The following is a 16520-nucleotide window of genomic DNA, read 5'->3' on the forward strand; positions in this document are numbered from 1 at the left end:
CTATTGCCCATTGCTCATTGCCTATTGCTCATTGCCCATCGCCTATTGCATATTGCATATTGCCCATTGCCAACTAGCCGAAGCGACCTCACGTGGTTATTGAGCGCAGTCGAAATGCAGCGCAGCAAGTAATTGCCTATCGCCTATCGTCTATTGCACATTCCCTAAAAAATTCACCTAACAAGCTTCCTCTTAACATCTAAATAAGGCTGATAAATAGGCTGCCCGGGCTTTTCCGCATTCACCCAGTTATTCTTAAAGTCGGCAAAGGATGCGCGGGTTTGCTCGATGACTACATAGGGGCTGTTACTCGATTTTACCCAAGCACCTTCCGGCCACCAGGGGATATTCTTAAACACATAATTACCATTGTTCATAATCCAGATACTTGGGCTGGTTTTGCTGCCCACCTGCAGGTAGAGGCCATCTACGGTTACTATGCTTCCATTGCTTCTAAAACAAAGTGCGCCATTTGTAGGCACATGCTCCAGATGAAAATTTTCAATAGAAAAGAGCTTTGCGGTGGTACACTTTTCGGCATCGAAAAATACGGCGTGCTCATTTGGCCAACCTTCAGAAATACAGTCGAGCAGGCGAACACCAGTACTTTGCAAAATTTTAAACGAGGTGCCGGTGCATTCCTTTTTGTTGTACACTCTACAGCTCTGAACCACCGTATGATTGCACTGCGAGTTGTTAAAGCTCGTACCTTTCCACTCGTGCTTTCCGGTTTGGCTGTCAACTGCAGAGCGCAGCACAATGCCGTCGTGGCCTACATTTGTTACCAAAATGTTTTCTACTGTGCTCATCAGGCAAAATACCAAATCAATAGCTGCCGTAGATTGACCAATAAATTCGATGTTGCGAATAACAGTATTGAAGCTGGAGCCGATAAATACGCCGCGGCTTCCGCCTTCTATCCGGCCAAAATCATGAATGAGGTAACGTGTTTTGTTCCAGATCATTGCCTGGCTTTGATCAGTTGGAATACTGCGAAAAATATCAATAGCGCCTTTTGCTTTTAAATTAGCTCCTTGTCCGTTTACAATCACCAAGCTACCCGTTCTCGGTAGCTCCAGACTTTGAGATATGACATAATCGCCCGGTTCAAAGTTTATCTGTTTTACGGTTTTCATCAGCGCTATTTCGCGGAAACGCGCCCCTACATCATCGCCTGGTCGAATAGTAATCACTGATGCGCTATTTTCTACAGCCGCACCTGCCCTTCTATGCGGTGCATCAGGCGTATTTTCCGCATCTTTGCGCACCACAGCGCCGGCGCAACCCATTAATACGATCAGCAACAGCGTGGTATAAAGTATAACTTGTTTAAAGGTCATGAGCAATTTTTTTAAAGATTTAAAAGTCATAGAACTTGCGGGAGTTCTCGCCGGACCAGGTGTAGGGCTGTTTTTTGCCGAACTCGGTGCGCGGGTGCTAAAAGTAGAAAATAAAAATGTGGGAGGCGATGCCACCCGCACCTGGCGACTGAAAGGTGAAACCGAAAACGGACCTTCAGCTTATTTCTCTGCTGTGAATTACAAAAAGGAATACCTCTTTTTGGACTTGACCGATGCTAGAGAAAGGCATGACTTACTCCAGGAAATTGCAGATGCTGATATGGTCATTTCCAATTACTCAAGCCGTGTAGCTGAAAAATTGGGGATGGACTACCCTACTCTTTCTAAAATCAATAAAAAGCTTATTTACTTGCAGTTAGATGGCTTTGCAAATTCTGCCAGACCGGCGTATGATGTAGTATTGCAAGCCGAAACGGGGTGGATATCAATGACGGGCCATTCCGAAAATCCGTCAAAATTACCTGTAGCGTTGATCGACGTTCTGGCCGGACACCAACTAAAAGAAGGTGCCCTCTTGGCAATCATTCACCGCATGAAAACGGGAGAAGGATCGCTGGTGGAATGCAATCTGGAGCAGGCATCGCTGGCAGCATTGGCAAACCAGGCCACAAATTACCTAATGAACAATGCAGTGGCAGAGCCTATTGGAACCCTGCACCCTAATATTGCGCCATACGGCGACTGGTTTGCAACGGCCGATGGAAAGCGAATTGTGCTGGCCGTGGGAAGCGACAAACAATTTGAAAACTTAAATATGGTTCTGGGATTGCATCTGCATATCGACGAAAAATTTAAAACAAACCCCGATCGTTTAAGGTATAGATTTGATTTGCGGGCTGCACTCGTTCCGGCTATTGCCAAATTTAATCTGGCTGACTTATCTCAAAAGCTTGATGGTGCCGGTGTGCCTTTCGGCGAAATAAAAAAACTGGACGCTGTATTAGAAAGCCCTGCTGCGCAGGAAATGGTGCGTACTGAAATGCAGGGAGGTAGAGAAACCAAACGATTGACTGGGAATGCTTTTAAGGCTGGGTTTTTATAGAGATCGAATAGACAAGTCGCTCAAAGATGTCGGCGATTTTATATTCGTTAGTTCGAGTTGAGTACTGACCTCAAAGGTCTTAAATACCTTTGGGGTCTTATCGGAAATACCAACATAAATGAGCCCTCTTGCGATTAAGAAAGACCCCAAAGGTTGAAAAAAACTTAGCGTAGCGATCTCACGCAGCGAAGCAAGTAAACCTTTGAGGTCAGACGCGCAAAACTCAGTCTGTTTAAAAAAGTAGGTCAAACCACCGCCTTCCCAGCCTTCATTATCTCCTGATGAATCAAATGATAAACCCTATCCCGAACGGGTTCCGAAATCTGCATCGCAAATTTCACGTAAGTGCCGTGATAGTTAAAGCTCAACTTTTCGCCGCCGAGCACCCACCAACCATTTTCGTAATTGTAAACAATGGAGGTTTTTGTGAGGTCGATTCTTTGAAAATCGGTGATTTGATTGAGATTAAATGTTCTCGATTTACCGTAGGTATAAAAGCTCTTTTTCAGCGTAAGCACACCCCCCTCTATTTTAATAAGCTCATTGCCACCTCTGCGAAAGATAAATACGCGAAGCACCCGCCAGAGGTAGTACGCCCAGAAAACCAGGAATATAACGAATATCATTTTTAAATCGCGGTCATCAGTTTTGAGGTATTCACTGATTACCACACCGCCACAAAAAAACCATGCGAGCAGCCAGCCAAGCAGCAGCGACTCTTTCCACCGCTCTATTTTTCCCAAAATGAGAATTTGTAGCCTGCCCGGCTCGGACGAATAGCTTACCTTTTCGCTCAATAACTTAATGGGCATTAGGCTACAGGTTGTTTTTTACGCGCTAACACTCTATTATAAAGATCTATATACATTGGCAAAATACGGTCTATGCTAAATTCTGACGCTCTGGAGCGGGCATTGTCTCTAAACTGCTGCAGCGTAGCATCATCGCTAAGAATTTTAATGGCATTTGTAGCCATGTCATCCACATCGCCTACATTGCTCAAATAGCCGCTATAGCCATGGGTATTGAGCTCCGGCACGCCACCTGTATTGGTAGAAATTACGGGTACGCCCGATGCCATTGCCTCAAGCGCTGCCAGGCCAAAGCTTTCAGACTCGGATGGAAGTAGAAAAAGATCTGATATAGCCAGTACCTCTTCCGGTTTTTTGAGCTTTCCTATAATGCTGGTATGCTTGCATGTGCCCAGCTTGCGGCATAGCTGCTCTACGCGGTAACGCTCGGGACCATCGCCAACGAGAATAAGTTTTGAAGGAATCTCTTCCAGAATTTTCTGAAAAATGCGAACAACATCTTCCACCCGTTTAACCGGCCTGAAATTGCTGATATGTGTTATAATCCGCTCGCCATTAGGAGCGTATTCAAGTCTGAAATCTTTTTCGGCTTTAAGCTGGTAATGCTCCGGGCAAATAAAATTTGGAATAACTTCAATTTCGCGGTGTACATCAAAATGCTCGTAAGTATCGGCTTTCAGACTTTCGGAAACCGCCGTTACTGCATCGCTTTTATTAATGGCAAAAGTTATGGCGGGAGCAAAAGACGGATCTCTTCCCACCAGCGTAATATCGGTACCGTGCAGGGTGGTAATAAAGGGAATGATGATGCCCTGATCAGCCAATATCTGCTGCGCCATATAAGCAGCCGAGGCGTGTGGTATGGCGTAATGTACGTGCAGCAAATCGAGTTTTTCAAACTTCACCACATCTACCAGCTTGCTGGCAAGAACAGTTTCATAAGGCGGATAATCGAATAGCGGATAATCTGAAACGTTTACCTCGTGGTAAAATAAATTTTTAGTAAACGAACCCAATCGAACAGGCTGATTATAGGTTACAAAATGGATTTCATGACCCAAGTCAGCCAGCGCTTTTCCCAATTCTGTAGCTACCACTCCGCTTCCGCCAAATGTAGGATACAGTACGATTCCTATTTTCATATTTTACTTTATAGGGTGCAAAGATAGTTTTTTAGCTGCAAGCTTTAAGCTATAACCTTCAAGAGGGCTAGAAGCTTTAAGCTGTAAGCTTCAAGAGGGCTACAAGCTTTAAGCTGCAAGATGAGATACAAACTTAAGGAGAGCTACAAGCTTTAGATGAGAATTTGATGATGTATAGATAATTTTTCAGATGCTATACTGTTTCGTGCCTTATGGGGTATAGCTGGGAGGATAACACGTAAAAAAGCGCACCGGATTTCACTCCGATGCGCTTTTTTAATGTAATATTGGTAACCGATGGTTTTTATTTCATCCTGATTATTTTACCGGTTTCAATTGCGGTATTGTTCATGTAGAGCATATAGATAACAAGTCCCGTTGGTAAATCTGCACTTTGCACAATAAGGTTCACCTGCTTTTCAGCAATAGGCGTTTCGAATACCTTTTTACCTAGAAGATCATAGAATTCTATACGGTTATTTTCACCTTCAAATTGATAAGCAGATAAATCGAATGTGGTATACGCTTTAAAGGGATTTGGTTGAACCACCAATTTGTTTCCCGTGTTGTTTTCAACCAATTCTTTATTCGTTTTATTGCTTTTACCTTCAGCGTATATCATTGGTGGCAATAGATTATCAGGTAAAAAATTATAGTAAACACCACCGTTTTCATAATACCAATCATTTAACGCATCGGTATTTGCGGCTGATGCGAAAAAGTCTGATTCAAAATAAGATGGAATACTTTCCGGTAGCGCATTGTTTATAAGGGCAGGAAGTTCAATATCAATGTCTGCAACAGCTTGGCTTATATCATCCGGTGCAATCCAGCCTTGTTCTGATTCTGAAAGAAGAACAGATGCAAAACGTTGCATTCCTTCTGGTTGAAATTCTATCATTAAAGATTCCATTTCATCTTTGAGGAGAGTTCCCACAGTGTCAGCCATGTATTGTCTTACTGCGTTTTTCCAGAGTGAATTATAAAGGACTTGAGCTGAGGCCAACTCGTTTTCAATAAGGCTCACATCATTTTGGGCTTCATCAACTAATCCACTTATTTGTAGATCACCAGAAATTGATAATGCATTTTGGACTCTCAAAGATACATTTCCATTGGCTTCTGCAAGTAATGCTGAAATTTCATCGAGAGAGCCACCACCATTAATTAAATTGATGAGTAAATCTGTATTACCTCCATCAATTTGAGCTTTCAATTCCGTAATTTGGTTCTGAAGAGTTATAGCATTTTCCTGAATGCTTTGATAAGTCAAAAGTTGATTTTCAGAGTTGTTTTTTCCTAAACCGGGCGGATAACTAAGGCCGCCAGGAAGACCACTATGCTTTACCTTACAGCTGCCACTATCATAGCCATATTGGTTACATGTTGCCGGAATATAATAATAGATAGGTGTGACCAAATCTTGTGAATAATTAAGAGGTTCAACTCTTGGGTTTGTACCTGAAACAGTAACGTCATGGTGATAATATTTGATGGGATTTAAAGCTGATGGATATGAAAACAAATCAAAATGACTTGGAATGCTGTTACTCGTGTGACTAAACATGTTACCTGCCGGTTCAGTGTTACAGTCCCCTTGTTCATCGCTCATACTACCCGCCAACGCTATGTCAAAGTATGCAATGTTTGAATCAAAGGTATTGCAAATCCATTCTAAACCATTAGCATAACCGGATGGTCCATTAGACAAATCGGTATTAATACCAGCAACATATCCTCCAGCAGATAAATCGGTAAAATAATTACGATAAATTTCATTAGCTGTTTCCCCTGAATTATATATCACAATCCCGTAGTTTCCAAAGTTGAAGCCACCGTTATGGGTTGAAAAATTATTGTTCTCTACCATGTAACCGGTACTGGCATTTAGAGATAAACCAATAGCACTTGCTCTTGGTCTTATGCTGAACTCATTGTCTAGTATCTCCGCAAAGTCTACACCAGATAACTGAACACCAAAGTAATCATTGATAAATTCATTGTAATGGCAATATAGCGTTCGAGTTACCTTATCGGTATTGGTTCCATAAATTCCAACATGAAGATCTTTAAATTGTGATCTCACAATATTCTGAGGCGGGCATGGAATAATATTGTTCGAACATGATGAGGTTATACTCACTCTTGAATCAGTAAACTGCACACCCATTCCTTGCTGAGTAAATGAGAATTGGGAAGGTATTTGATTTTCGTATAAATTTCCAAGCAATCTTATGCCACTTGATTCGTTTATTGTCACAAAAGGTTTTACAGAGGGGCCGCCATACCAGTCGCTTGTAGTCATAAAATGGGTTTTAGAAATATAACCTCGATTATAACCTTCTATCGAACCGGATTCGTAACGGGTATACGGATCAAAAATTACTCCGGCTAAATTATCTTTAATACGGCTATCTGTAATTTGAACTAAACCACCACCATAATTTAACGGCCCTCCAGCAAGTACAGCAATTTGGGCATATTCGATCATAGAATTATTTGTCATGTAAAATTGGCCTTGTTTACTTGTAGTACTGAGTGTTTGGGGCAATGCGTCGTTGCCTTGTACACGTACACCTTGCCAGAGTACCTTATCACAATTATCAGTAGTACCACAACTCGCAATAGAAGAAGTAGAACATCTATTATCAGCGGTGAAAACAGTTCCATTGCTCAACCTTAAATAACCACCCGAAACGGAAGTTGTACCGCGTTCTATTACAACTTGTGCATCTTGGCCAAAATAGAAGTTCATGCCACTAATTATCACCTTTGCACCGGCTTTTATACGCAACTCATCACTTATGTAAACATCACCATTTACACTTCCAAATGGGTTGGTACCCGGTGACCATGTTACAAAACTTGTATTTGTCGCCTCATATTTGTCTGTTGCTGAGTTATATCTGCCACAACATGCACAACTCATTTCAGCAAGATTTGAGTAGGGCATATCTACCTGATCAGGGAGTAGGTAGCGAAAATCGAAATGCGTACTTGGTCCACCATAGGCATTTCCATAGCCGGATGGAATAGAAAGGAAAGTAGAATTGAAAGATAAACTACTTGGATTGCTAATATTAGATAACTGACCTATGTAAGAATCTGACGCCAAATACATTTTATCGCCGAAGCGCTCAATAAATGATGGTCTATAGTTGTCAATACCGGTTAAAGTAGGAATCGCAACAAAACTTGAAGTATTAAGATCATACACATCAAGTGCATTTGGCAGACCAGCATTTGCTACATGAGTAATGTATAAATATCTACCCGTGGGGTCAAATTATGCGCCGTGAGGATATGCATCATTTCCATTATCCTCCAATGAAACCACTTGGACAGAATTAGTTATAACATCGCCAGTAGAAGCGTCAATTTCGGTTATAACGAATCCAACATGTTCTCCTGAACCTCCGAACATTACAGGAGTAGCGATTCTATAATTTCCATTAGAAAGTTTTATAAGTTCCATTTCACTTCTTAAAGCAGAACCAAAAGCGGCCAGATCAAGTTTAAATACGTAATTGTCATATTCTAGACCATCGCTGGTAAGTTTGTACCTTATAATGTGCATACCGTCAAAAACGTAAACGTAATAAAAGCAGTTATCAATCAAATCAGTGGCTGTTATTTGAATATTGGAGCGATAAAACTGCTGTCCTGTGGAAGTATATTGGTAAATATTATACGTCCCTCCGGCTGGATATCCGTAGAGCAATGCGTCTCTTCTTGAAATATCTGTTATAGTTGCGTATGAGTTTGGATTATAAACTTCCAGAGCGCCAGTAGCCATAGGGTTCGAAGTATTTACAGCATCTAAATCATATACAGCCATATACAAGCGTCGTCCATAAAGTTTAGATGAATATGCCTCATTTGAAGTTGGGGATGCAGGATAAATGATAGCGTATTTGCTACAATCATTTCCCATAGGCAGAATGATCCGCTCATTATGTCCTTTTTTCGATTCATAATTTATTCGCATATCGTCAACAAGGTATCCATGCCGATCGTAAACCTCGTGATCGACTGTAAACAAAACAAGGTTTCCATTTTGGTCAGAATAAGAACTGTGCATGTTGTCGGCCGGTTGGCCGGCATACATCGCTCCGCCTCCTCCACTAGGTAACGAACTTATCCCGAAATTAGAACCTTCAAACTGGCTCGGTGGCAAAGTCCAAATCGGGTTTTGACCAATTAAATTGTAATTTGTTAAAAGGAATACTAGAGCGATTCCTAATTTAGTAAATTTGCTCATAACTTATAGTTTTTAGTGATTAAGTGTTAAATGTGATAAAAAAAAAACGGAATATGACTATATTTGCTCGATTATTTTTTTCAACAATTCATTTTAATTAACACTTTTGAAACAGTTTTTATTACTCGCAGTACTTCTATTTCAAATGATTACTTCCACAAATGGTTTTGGTCAAATCCTATTTATGGAAGATTGTTTTAAAGGAGGAGTTACAACCGGGGGAATGGACAATATTTTCTCAGGGTTGAATAATACGTGCGAGATAAAATGGGAAGAGAATTACACTTTACGTGCTGCGTATGCACTTACTTATAGATATGGTCGGCCTGAAGCCCATTCTATGATAGTGAACGGTGCTGAAATTAACTGGAATACTGGTAATCAAGCAGGTCCGGAACAAGTCGAACCCGAATCTCATACTAATTATTTCGCACCTCATGCGATCAATATTACAAATTCTGTGATCATCAATAACAATATTTTATCTATAGATTTTCCCGTTCAAAACTTTTATGAAAACCATCTTAATTGGAGTTGGTGTGGTATTTATATTGTTATTCTGTATGAATCTCCCACAATTACTGAAAATGTGTGTACAAGAATATATATAGCTGATCAAAGTCAAGTAAATGCACAGCATTATTTAGTCGAAACTCCAAAGAATCATTTAGAGACTCCCGTACTCTTTGCTATTCACTCAAGTCGACTTTCAGAATTCGAAATTGATAAAAGTGGTATTACCCTCAATGATAATATTATAGGAACAATTAACGGCCCGGATTCCATTAACCCTTTACCAGCTAGTGGTGTACAAGGTCATTTTTTTTACGAAAATGGTAATGCTTCTGGATTAAATGGTGACTCTACGAATAATAATATGAACGGCCAAGATGGAGTTTGTATTATAAATGAGTATTTGGACTACTCAATCTTGTTTCAAGGTTTAGATTTTTACCGAATACATTTTCAACCTGATGGCGGGTGGAATCCGCACCCCTCTTTCAACATCACTTACACCCCGACATGCCCTATTTCAACCGGAGAAATGCTGCGATCCTACTCTAAGTGCTTGCTGCAATCTCCCACCCCCGGTCAACCTGATTATACAGAAGCCATAGAATTCAGCGCTATATCGGGCTACGACCACTACGTCTGGACTCCTGCCGCGGGGCTTAGCAATACTTCCATTTCCAATCCCATTTGCAATGCAGATAGTAGTGGCTGGTACCGCGTACGTATGTGGAATGATGATGAAGATGGTGCCTGTGCACAAACCATTCCCGTTTTTCTCACCGTTGGTAAAGTGCCGCGACCTCAAAATTTGGAAATTCTACCTAGCACCTGCCCTGCCAATACCGGCAAAATTATCTTTGGAGGCATGGATGGAAAAGCACCGTTTCAATACACCGTAAACGGAGAAACAAAAACCAATGCCACTTTTGAGAATCTCGCCCCCGGCGGCTATGAGCTTTCAGTGCAGGATGCCTTGGGCTGTAGTTGGGACAGTACGGTGGTGCTTGATTTAAGTCCGTTTCAAACGGCGGCCTTTACGGCAAATCCTGATTCCGGCTACTCGCCCCTGCAGATTGTTTTTCAAAACCAAAGTACCAATGCTACAAGTTATGTCTGGCTTATAGATGGTGTGCCTTTTAGCACTTCTCCAAATTATACCGGCTATACCTTTGCAGATACCGGTACGTTTAACATCTCGCTTATAGCTTACCGCATTGATGAGACTTGTGCTGATACAGCCTTTGCCACCATTCGGGTAGCAGAAGGATTAAAAATGATTGTTCCAAATATCATCACGCCCAACAACGATGGCCGAAACGATGCACTCGTGGTGCAAACCGGTGGCGTAGCCATTATGCAGTGGGAAATACGCAACCGCTGGGGCAATCTCCTTCATAACGGCGAAGCTACAAACCCTCCACCGGCTCTAACCCTCTGGACCCCAGACGACCAATACCCCGACGGCATTTACACCGTAATTATTACCGCCCGTGGCAATAGCGGAGAAGTGAAGGATTTTGGGGTGCAGGTTGTTGTTAGCCGCAAGCCGTAAGCCCTTAGCTGTAAGCTTCTAGAGGGCTACAAGCTTTAAGCTGCAAGCTTCAGGTGAGCCGCAAGCTTTAAGCTGTAAGCTTCAAGAGGGGTACAAGATTTAAGCTGCAAGCTGCAAGGAATAATTGCGTGGGGAAATAGTCGCGAGTGAGAATTTGATGGGAAGAATCACATATCCTTATAGCTTATGGCTTATGCTTATGGCTTATGCTTATGGCTTATAGCTTATAGCTTATAGCTTATGGCTTATAGCTTATGGCTTATAGCTTATGGCTTATAGCTTATGGCTTATGGCTTATAGCTTATGGCTTATAGCTTATGGCTTATAGCTTGCAGCTTATGGCTTATAGCCTATAGCTTATGGCTTATACCTTATGACTTAAAGCCAAACTCCGTACATCTCCTCCACCAACCGCTCAAACCGTTTTAAATCATTCAGTAACTTTTTGGCCATGGTTACCGTCGTATTTTATACTTTTCCAAAAAATTAAACTTTCATTATGGCCAGGCTTAGTATTCAAAACCTCTCAAAGACGTATCCAAACGGCGTAAAAGCATTAGACAATGTTTCGCTCGAAATTTCAAATGGCATGTTCGGCCTGCTTGGGCCTAACGGTGCCGGAAAATCAAGCCTGATGCGGACACTCGCTACTTTGCAGGAAGCAGATAGTGGGTCGGCATTTTTAAATGATCTGGATATTTTGAATAATCCTACAGATTTGAGAAAGGTTTTGGGATATCTTCCGCAGGAGTTTGGAGTATATCCGCGTATTACGGCCGCACAGCTTTTAGATCACGTAGCGATTCTAAAAGGTGTTTCAAATAAAAAAGAACGGAAAGATCTTGTTGATTTTTTGCTACAAAAAGTAAATCTCTACGACAAGCGCAATAAGAGTGTAAAAGGTTTTTCGGGCGGTATGAAGCAACGCGTGGGTATTGCTCAGGCATTGATCGGAAATCCGCAACTGATTATTGTAGATGAACCTACCGCCGGTCTCGACCCGGGCGAGCGCAACCGCTTCCACAATCTGCTTGCCGATGTGGGCGAAAATGTTGTAGTCATTCTATCAACGCATATAGTGGACGATGTGCGCGAGCTCTGCTCAAATATGGCCATTATGAACCACGGAGAAATTGTTTACGCCGGCACTCCTGTAGCTGTGCTCGATGAGTTAAAAGGAAAAGTTTGGGTTAAAACGATCACACGCGATGAAGTGGAAGTGTACAAAACGCAGCACCATGTTATTTCTGATAAGATGGTGGCCGGTCAGCCCCAAATTCACATTCTTAGCGATAATCACCCCGGCGATGGATTTAACCCCGTAGAGCCAAATCTCGAAGACGTTTTCTTCACCAAAATCAACCCTGCTGTTAAAGCCTAATCTCCAACCGTATGTTTTTTGAATTCTTAAAACTTGAGTTGCGATCGGCCTTTCGCAGTCCCATGCTCTATATTTTCTTCTTTCTTATTACGCTTATGGCCTTTGGTGCGGTAGCAAGCGACAATGTTACCATAGGTGGCTCAATTGGAAATGTGTATCGAAATGCACCTTATACGCTCACCAATTTTGTACTTATTCTTGGCCTTTTCGCAGTTCTTTTTGCGGCGGCGTTCTTTAATAATGCAGCCCTTCGCGATCACAACAGTCAGTTTAACGAAATTATGTTTCACCTGCCTATTGGCAAAGGCGGCTATTTCTGGGGACGATTTATTGGCGCACTTATTCTATCCACAATTCCATTGCTCGGTATTTTTGCCGGTGCCTGGCTGGGTGCAGTAATAGCACCTTTGGCAGGATGGATTGACCCCGAAAGAATAGGGCCATTCTACTTCGAAACGCTGGTAAACAACTACTTTATTTTCATCCTGCCCAATATGTTTTTTGCAGGATCTATTATTTTCTTCCTCGCCCAAAAATTCAAGAGTACCATTATCTCATTTGTAGGTGCTTTGGCGATATTTGTGGCCTATTTTGTTTCGGGAACTTTGCTCTCTGATATTGATAATGAAAGTATTGCAGCTTTAACAGATGTTTTTGGAATAGGTACTTTCGATGTGTATTCGAGGTATTTTACACCCATTGAGAAAAACACGCTAAGTCCGCAGTTTGAGGGTCTTTTACTTCAAAATCGGTTAATCTGGCTTAGCGTAGGAATTGTTATTTCAATCATTTCTTACTTCAGCTTTTCATTTAAAGAAAAACTTAGATTCAGAAAGCGACGCAGAAAAGAAGTACGAGAAGAATACACTCCGATAACACATATTCCGGCAGTTTCTCAAAATTTTGGCGAAGGCATTGGCTGGAAACAGTTTAAGAGTTTCTATCACGCCAATCTCCTAAGCATCACCAAAAGTGTGGTCTTTAAAATTGTGGCCATTTTTGGAATCCTTCTTCTCTTTGCATCCCTTGTAGGCGGATACGAATATTTTGGATTGCAATCTTACCCGGTTACTTACAGGGTAATTAGTGATATAGCAAGCTCTACTGGTCTTTTTATGACCATTGTTATCGTATTTTTCAGCGGCGAGCTGGTTTGGCGCGATCGCATCAGCAATATTCAGGAAGTAATCAATTCCACGCCGCATAATTCGCATGTTTCGGCTTTCGCCAAAGTTGCTTCACTCGTGTCGGTGGCGGTTTTACTTCAATTTGTGTTTATCGCTATGGGTGTTCTCTCACAGCTTTTTAGAGGCTATACCCATATTGAGCTCGATGTATATCTTGTCGACTTTTTTGTTGATTCGCTTCCCGGTTACATCGTCTTTGCTGCCATCTTTGTTTTCGTTCAAACCCTTGTTGGCAATCCCTATGTGGGCTACTTTGTAGGTATTCTTGTCATTTTTGCCTGGAGCATTGTTTTAAGCGTATTAGAATGGTCGTCAAATATGCTCGCCCCGGGAGCATCGCCGGGAATATTTTATTCAGATATGAGCGGATTCGGCCCCGGAATGGTCGGCACTCTCTGGTTTGATCTTTACTGGATTCTTACGTCTGTCATTCTCATTTATTTTGCAGGCCTATTTTGGCCGAGAAGTGTGGTAAGCGGCTTCCGCGAAAAGTTGGGTATTGCACGTGCCAACTTTACGGGGAAAACCCGTAATGCTTTTGCCTTTCTCGCAGTAGCGTGGTTGCTCGTGGCAGGCTTTATTTTTTACAATACCCAGATGCTAAATGATTATCCAAATCAGGATACGCAAGAGCAAATGTCTATAAAATATGAGGAAACATATAAGAAATACGAGAATCAGCTCCTTCCGGTATTAACCGACATCAACTACTTTATCGATATTTTTCCGTCAAAACGGGATGTATACGTAAAAGCCGAAGCGCGATTTATAAACAAGGGTGATGCACCCATCGACTCGCTATTCTTTAATTTAGATCCCGACTGGAATCCAAGACTCACCATTCCCAATAGCGAACTGGTTCTTGATGATACCGAATTAGATTTTCAAATCTACAAGCTCAAAAATCCACTTCATCCAGGCGAGTCAATCGATCTAAAAATTGAAACATCTTACATTACAAAAGGGTTTACAAATGGAATTGGCAATACCAATATCTTGAGCAATGGAACATTTCTAAACAATATGGAAATATTGCCATCTATGGGTTATTCGGAAAGCGTTGAGATCAGCGATAAAAACGATCGCAAGAAGTTTGGATTGCCTATTAAAAGCCGCATGCCTGAACTGGAAGCCAATTGTACCAATAAATGCATGAAAAATTACCTATCAAACGGATTGTCGGACTGGGTTAATGTAGAGACAACCATTTCTACTTCAGATGATCAAACGGCTGTTGCGCCAGGTTCGCTGATAAAAGAATGGACAGAGGGCGACCGCAAATATTTTCAGTACAAAGTAGATCATCCATCACAGAATTTCTACAGCTTCATGTCGGCAAGGTATGAAGTAGCCAGAGAGAAACACAACGATATTGATATTGAGATATATTACGATACCAAGCACGGTGTAAACATTCCAAAAATGGTTGACGCGGTGCGTAAATCGCTCACCTATTACGAAGAAAATTTTGGTCCCTACTATCACAAACAAGCCCGCATTCTCGAATTCCCAAGGTATAGCAATTTTGCACAGGCTTTTCCCGGCACGATGCCCTATGCAGAAAGCTTTGGATTTATAACCAATTTAGAGGATGAAACCGACAACAATGTGGTAGAAGCTGTAATTGCGCACGAAATGGCGCATCAATGGTGGGCGCACCAAGAAATTCCGGCCTTAATGCAAGGTGCCACCATGCTTACCGAAAGCTTTTCTGAATACTCCAGCCTTATGGTAATGAAGCAGGAAAGCAATGGCGATGATATGAAAATGAAGAATTTTTTAAAATACGATTACAACCGGTATCTCCGTGGCCGCTCGTCTGAAGCAGAAAAGGAATTACCGCTCTACAAAGTTGAAAACCAGCAATATATTCATTACGGAAAAGGAAGCGTTATACTTTATGCCTTGCAAGATTATATTGGCGAAGACAGTGTTAACGCGGCACTAGAGAGTTTCTTGAAAGAATACGCTTACGCCGAACCGCCCTACCCTACTACGCTCAATTTTCTAGATTATCTGGAGCCACGTGTGCCTGATAGTTTACAATACTTGATAAAAGACTGGTTTAAAGAAATCACGCTCTACGATTTTAGATTGAAGAGCGCTTCCGCGAAAAAACGTTCGGATGGAAAATATGATATTTCATTTGATATTGAAGCGCATAAAATGTACGCCGACACCATTGGTAATGAAACTCCACAACCCTTAAACGAATGGGTTGATCTCGGTTTCTATTCAGATAGCGACGCTGAAAAACTGCAAAACTGGAAACGGGTAAATATTACTGATGAGCAATCTACTTTTACACTTATTGCAGATAGCCTTCCGGCAAAAGCCGCTATAGACCCACGACGCATGTTTATAGAGCGGGTAATAGATGATAATGTGAAATCAATAGATCTGGAAGAATAAATTACCTGGGGAAATGCTTGTCGAAAAAACGATTAAGGGTATCGCGAAATACCGGAAAACCATTTAGATTTCCGTGATTTCCGCCGGGTATTGTGAGCATTTCGGCTTGTGCATGATCCTTGAGCGATTTATAGAGCCGCAAACCTGATTTGTATTTTACGACATTATCTTTTGTGCCGTGCGCAATCAAAACCGGCGATTTTGCCTGCTTGAGATGTAAATCATTTCTGAACGTATAACGCAGGAATAACTTTACAGGGATAATCTTTGAGTGGTGCATACCCACTTCTATCATATTATTAAAAGGTGTTTCGAGCACTACAGCACCCGGGTGGGTATATGCAGAAAGCCACGACGCCATGGCTGTACCGAGCGATCTGCCATAAATACAAATTTGCTTTTCTGGATATAATTCCTGCACCTTTTTATAGCAGAGTAATGCATCGCTATACAGCGTTTCTTCCGTTCTGGATCCGCGGCTCTTACCATACCCCCGATAATCGGGAAGGAAAATATCAAAGCCAAACGAGGTAAGCTCCTCGGCAATAGCTCCCCATCGATCCATGCTGCCCGTATTTCCATGGAAATAAATGATAATTCCGCGTGGAGTCCTAACTTTAATATGGATGGCGTGGATGCGCCCATTATAAGCACCATCAAGAAAATACTCCGTAAATTCGGAGCCTAATAAAATAGGGGCATCACTGCGCTTTTTTCCCCAAGGCACAAAAATAAAACGCTCCTGAAAAATAAAGTAAAAAGCGCATATCGCTATATAAACGACTACAATTATTAGTGCTATATTAATGATATTATTCATCCACTTGAATCTGGTGTGAATGTAAAACGAATAAACG

10 protein-coding genes are annotated in these 16520 nt (G+C 41.7%); 4 read left to right on the forward strand and 6 right to left on the reverse strand.

Features of this window, described 5'->3' with window-relative positions; translation table 11 throughout:
- Nucleotides 1-173 precede the first annotated feature (173 nt).
- Nucleotides 174-1340: a hypothetical protein gene (locus tag G3O08_RS03900; RefSeq protein WP_163283371.1), complete on the reverse strand. Its 1167-nt coding sequence runs from the start codon at nucleotides 1338-1340 to the stop codon at nucleotides 174-176.
- Between G3O08_RS03900 and G3O08_RS03905 the strand changes: the two genes are divergently transcribed.
- A complete protein-coding gene (locus tag G3O08_RS03905) occupies nucleotides 1339-2403 on the forward strand; it encodes a CaiB/BaiF CoA transferase family protein (RefSeq protein WP_163283372.1) in 1065 nt (354 codons plus the stop codon). The two genes, G3O08_RS03900 and G3O08_RS03905, sit on opposite strands and share 2 nt — an antisense overlap.
- A gap of 245 nt (nucleotides 2404-2648) precedes the next feature.
- Here G3O08_RS03905 and G3O08_RS03910 read toward each other — a convergent pair whose 3' ends face one another.
- From G3O08_RS03910 to G3O08_RS03925, 4 genes are all read right to left on the reverse strand, one after another.
- Complete coding sequence (locus G3O08_RS03910) at nucleotides 2649-3215, reverse strand: hypothetical protein (protein ID WP_163283373.1); 567 nt, start codon at nucleotides 3213-3215, stop codon at nucleotides 2649-2651.
- Nucleotides 3215-4357 (reverse strand): N-acetyl-alpha-D-glucosaminyl L-malate synthase BshA, encoded by a 1143-nt coding sequence (gene bshA, locus G3O08_RS03915; RefSeq protein WP_163283374.1) that lies wholly within the window; start codon nucleotides 4355-4357, stop codon nucleotides 3215-3217. The genes G3O08_RS03910 and bshA overlap by 1 nt, the downstream gene beginning before the upstream one ends.
- A 304-nt stretch (nucleotides 4358-4661) precedes the next feature.
- Nucleotides 4662-7574, reverse strand: a complete 2913-nt coding sequence (locus tag G3O08_RS03920; protein ID WP_163283375.1) for a right-handed parallel beta-helix repeat-containing protein — start codon at nucleotides 7572-7574, stop codon at nucleotides 4662-4664.
- A gap of 69 nt (nucleotides 7575-7643) precedes the next feature.
- On the reverse strand, nucleotides 7644-8618 hold the full coding sequence (locus G3O08_RS03925; protein WP_163283376.1) for a hypothetical protein: 975 nt from the start codon (nucleotides 8616-8618) through the stop codon (nucleotides 7644-7646).
- Between the two features lie 106 nt (nucleotides 8619-8724).
- Here G3O08_RS03925 and G3O08_RS03930 point away from each other — a divergent pair, with 106 nt between their 5' ends.
- The 3 genes from G3O08_RS03930 (at nucleotide 8725) to G3O08_RS03940 (ending at nucleotide 15663) form a co-directional block, all read left to right on the forward strand.
- Complete coding sequence (locus G3O08_RS03930; protein ID WP_163283377.1) at nucleotides 8725-10683, forward strand: T9SS type B sorting domain-containing protein; 1959 nt, start codon at nucleotides 8725-8727, stop codon at nucleotides 10681-10683.
- Between the two features lie 499 nt (nucleotides 10684-11182).
- Nucleotides 11183-12064, forward strand: a complete 882-nt coding sequence (locus G3O08_RS03935; RefSeq protein WP_163283378.1) for an ABC transporter ATP-binding protein — start codon at nucleotides 11183-11185, stop codon at nucleotides 12062-12064.
- 11 nt (nucleotides 12065-12075) lie between these two features.
- Complete coding sequence (locus G3O08_RS03940; protein WP_163283379.1) at nucleotides 12076-15663, forward strand: ABC transporter permease/M1 family aminopeptidase; 3588 nt, start codon at nucleotides 12076-12078, stop codon at nucleotides 15661-15663.
- 1 nt (nucleotide 15664) lies between these two features.
- On the opposite strand, the gene G3O08_RS03945 is transcribed toward G3O08_RS03940, so the two are convergent.
- A complete protein-coding gene (locus G3O08_RS03945; protein ID WP_163283380.1) occupies nucleotides 15665-16483 on the reverse strand; it encodes an alpha/beta hydrolase in 819 nt (272 codons plus the stop codon).
- Between the last annotated feature and the right edge of the window lie 37 nt (nucleotides 16484-16520).

Source organism: Cryomorpha ignava, from assembly GCF_010686655.1.
GTDB classification, from domain to species: Bacteria; Bacteroidota; Bacteroidia; order Flavobacteriales_D; family Cryomorphaceae; genus Cryomorpha; species Cryomorpha ignava.

Bases quoted from the DNA above. Each gene is read 5' to 3' on its own strand.
- G3O08_RS03905 (WP_163283372.1), top strand. From the start codon at position 1,339: ATGAGCAATTTTTTTAAAGATTTAAAAGTCATAGAACTTGCGGGAGTT.
- G3O08_RS03900 (WP_163283371.1), bottom strand. From the start codon at position 1,340: ATGACCTTTAAACAAGTTATACTTTATACCACGCTGTTGCTGATCGTA.
- G3O08_RS03910 (WP_163283373.1), bottom strand. From the start codon at position 3,215: ATGCCCATTAAGTTATTGAGCGAAAAGGTAAGCTATTCGTCCGAGCCG.
- bshA (WP_163283374.1), bottom strand. From the start codon at position 4,357: ATGAAAATAGGAATCGTACTGTATCCTACATTTGGCGGAAGCGGAGTG.
- G3O08_RS03940 (WP_163283379.1), top strand. From the start codon at position 12,076: ATGTTTTTTGAATTCTTAAAACTTGAGTTGCGATCGGCCTTTCGCAGT.
- G3O08_RS03935 (WP_163283378.1), top strand. From the start codon at position 11,183: ATGGCCAGGCTTAGTATTCAAAACCTCTCAAAGACGTATCCAAACGGC.
- G3O08_RS03945 (WP_163283380.1), bottom strand. From the start codon at position 16,483: ATGAATAATATCATTAATATAGCACTAATAATTGTAGTCGTTTATATA.
- G3O08_RS03925 (WP_163283376.1), bottom strand. From the start codon at position 8,618: ATGAGCAAATTTACTAAATTAGGAATCGCTCTAGTATTCCTTTTAACA.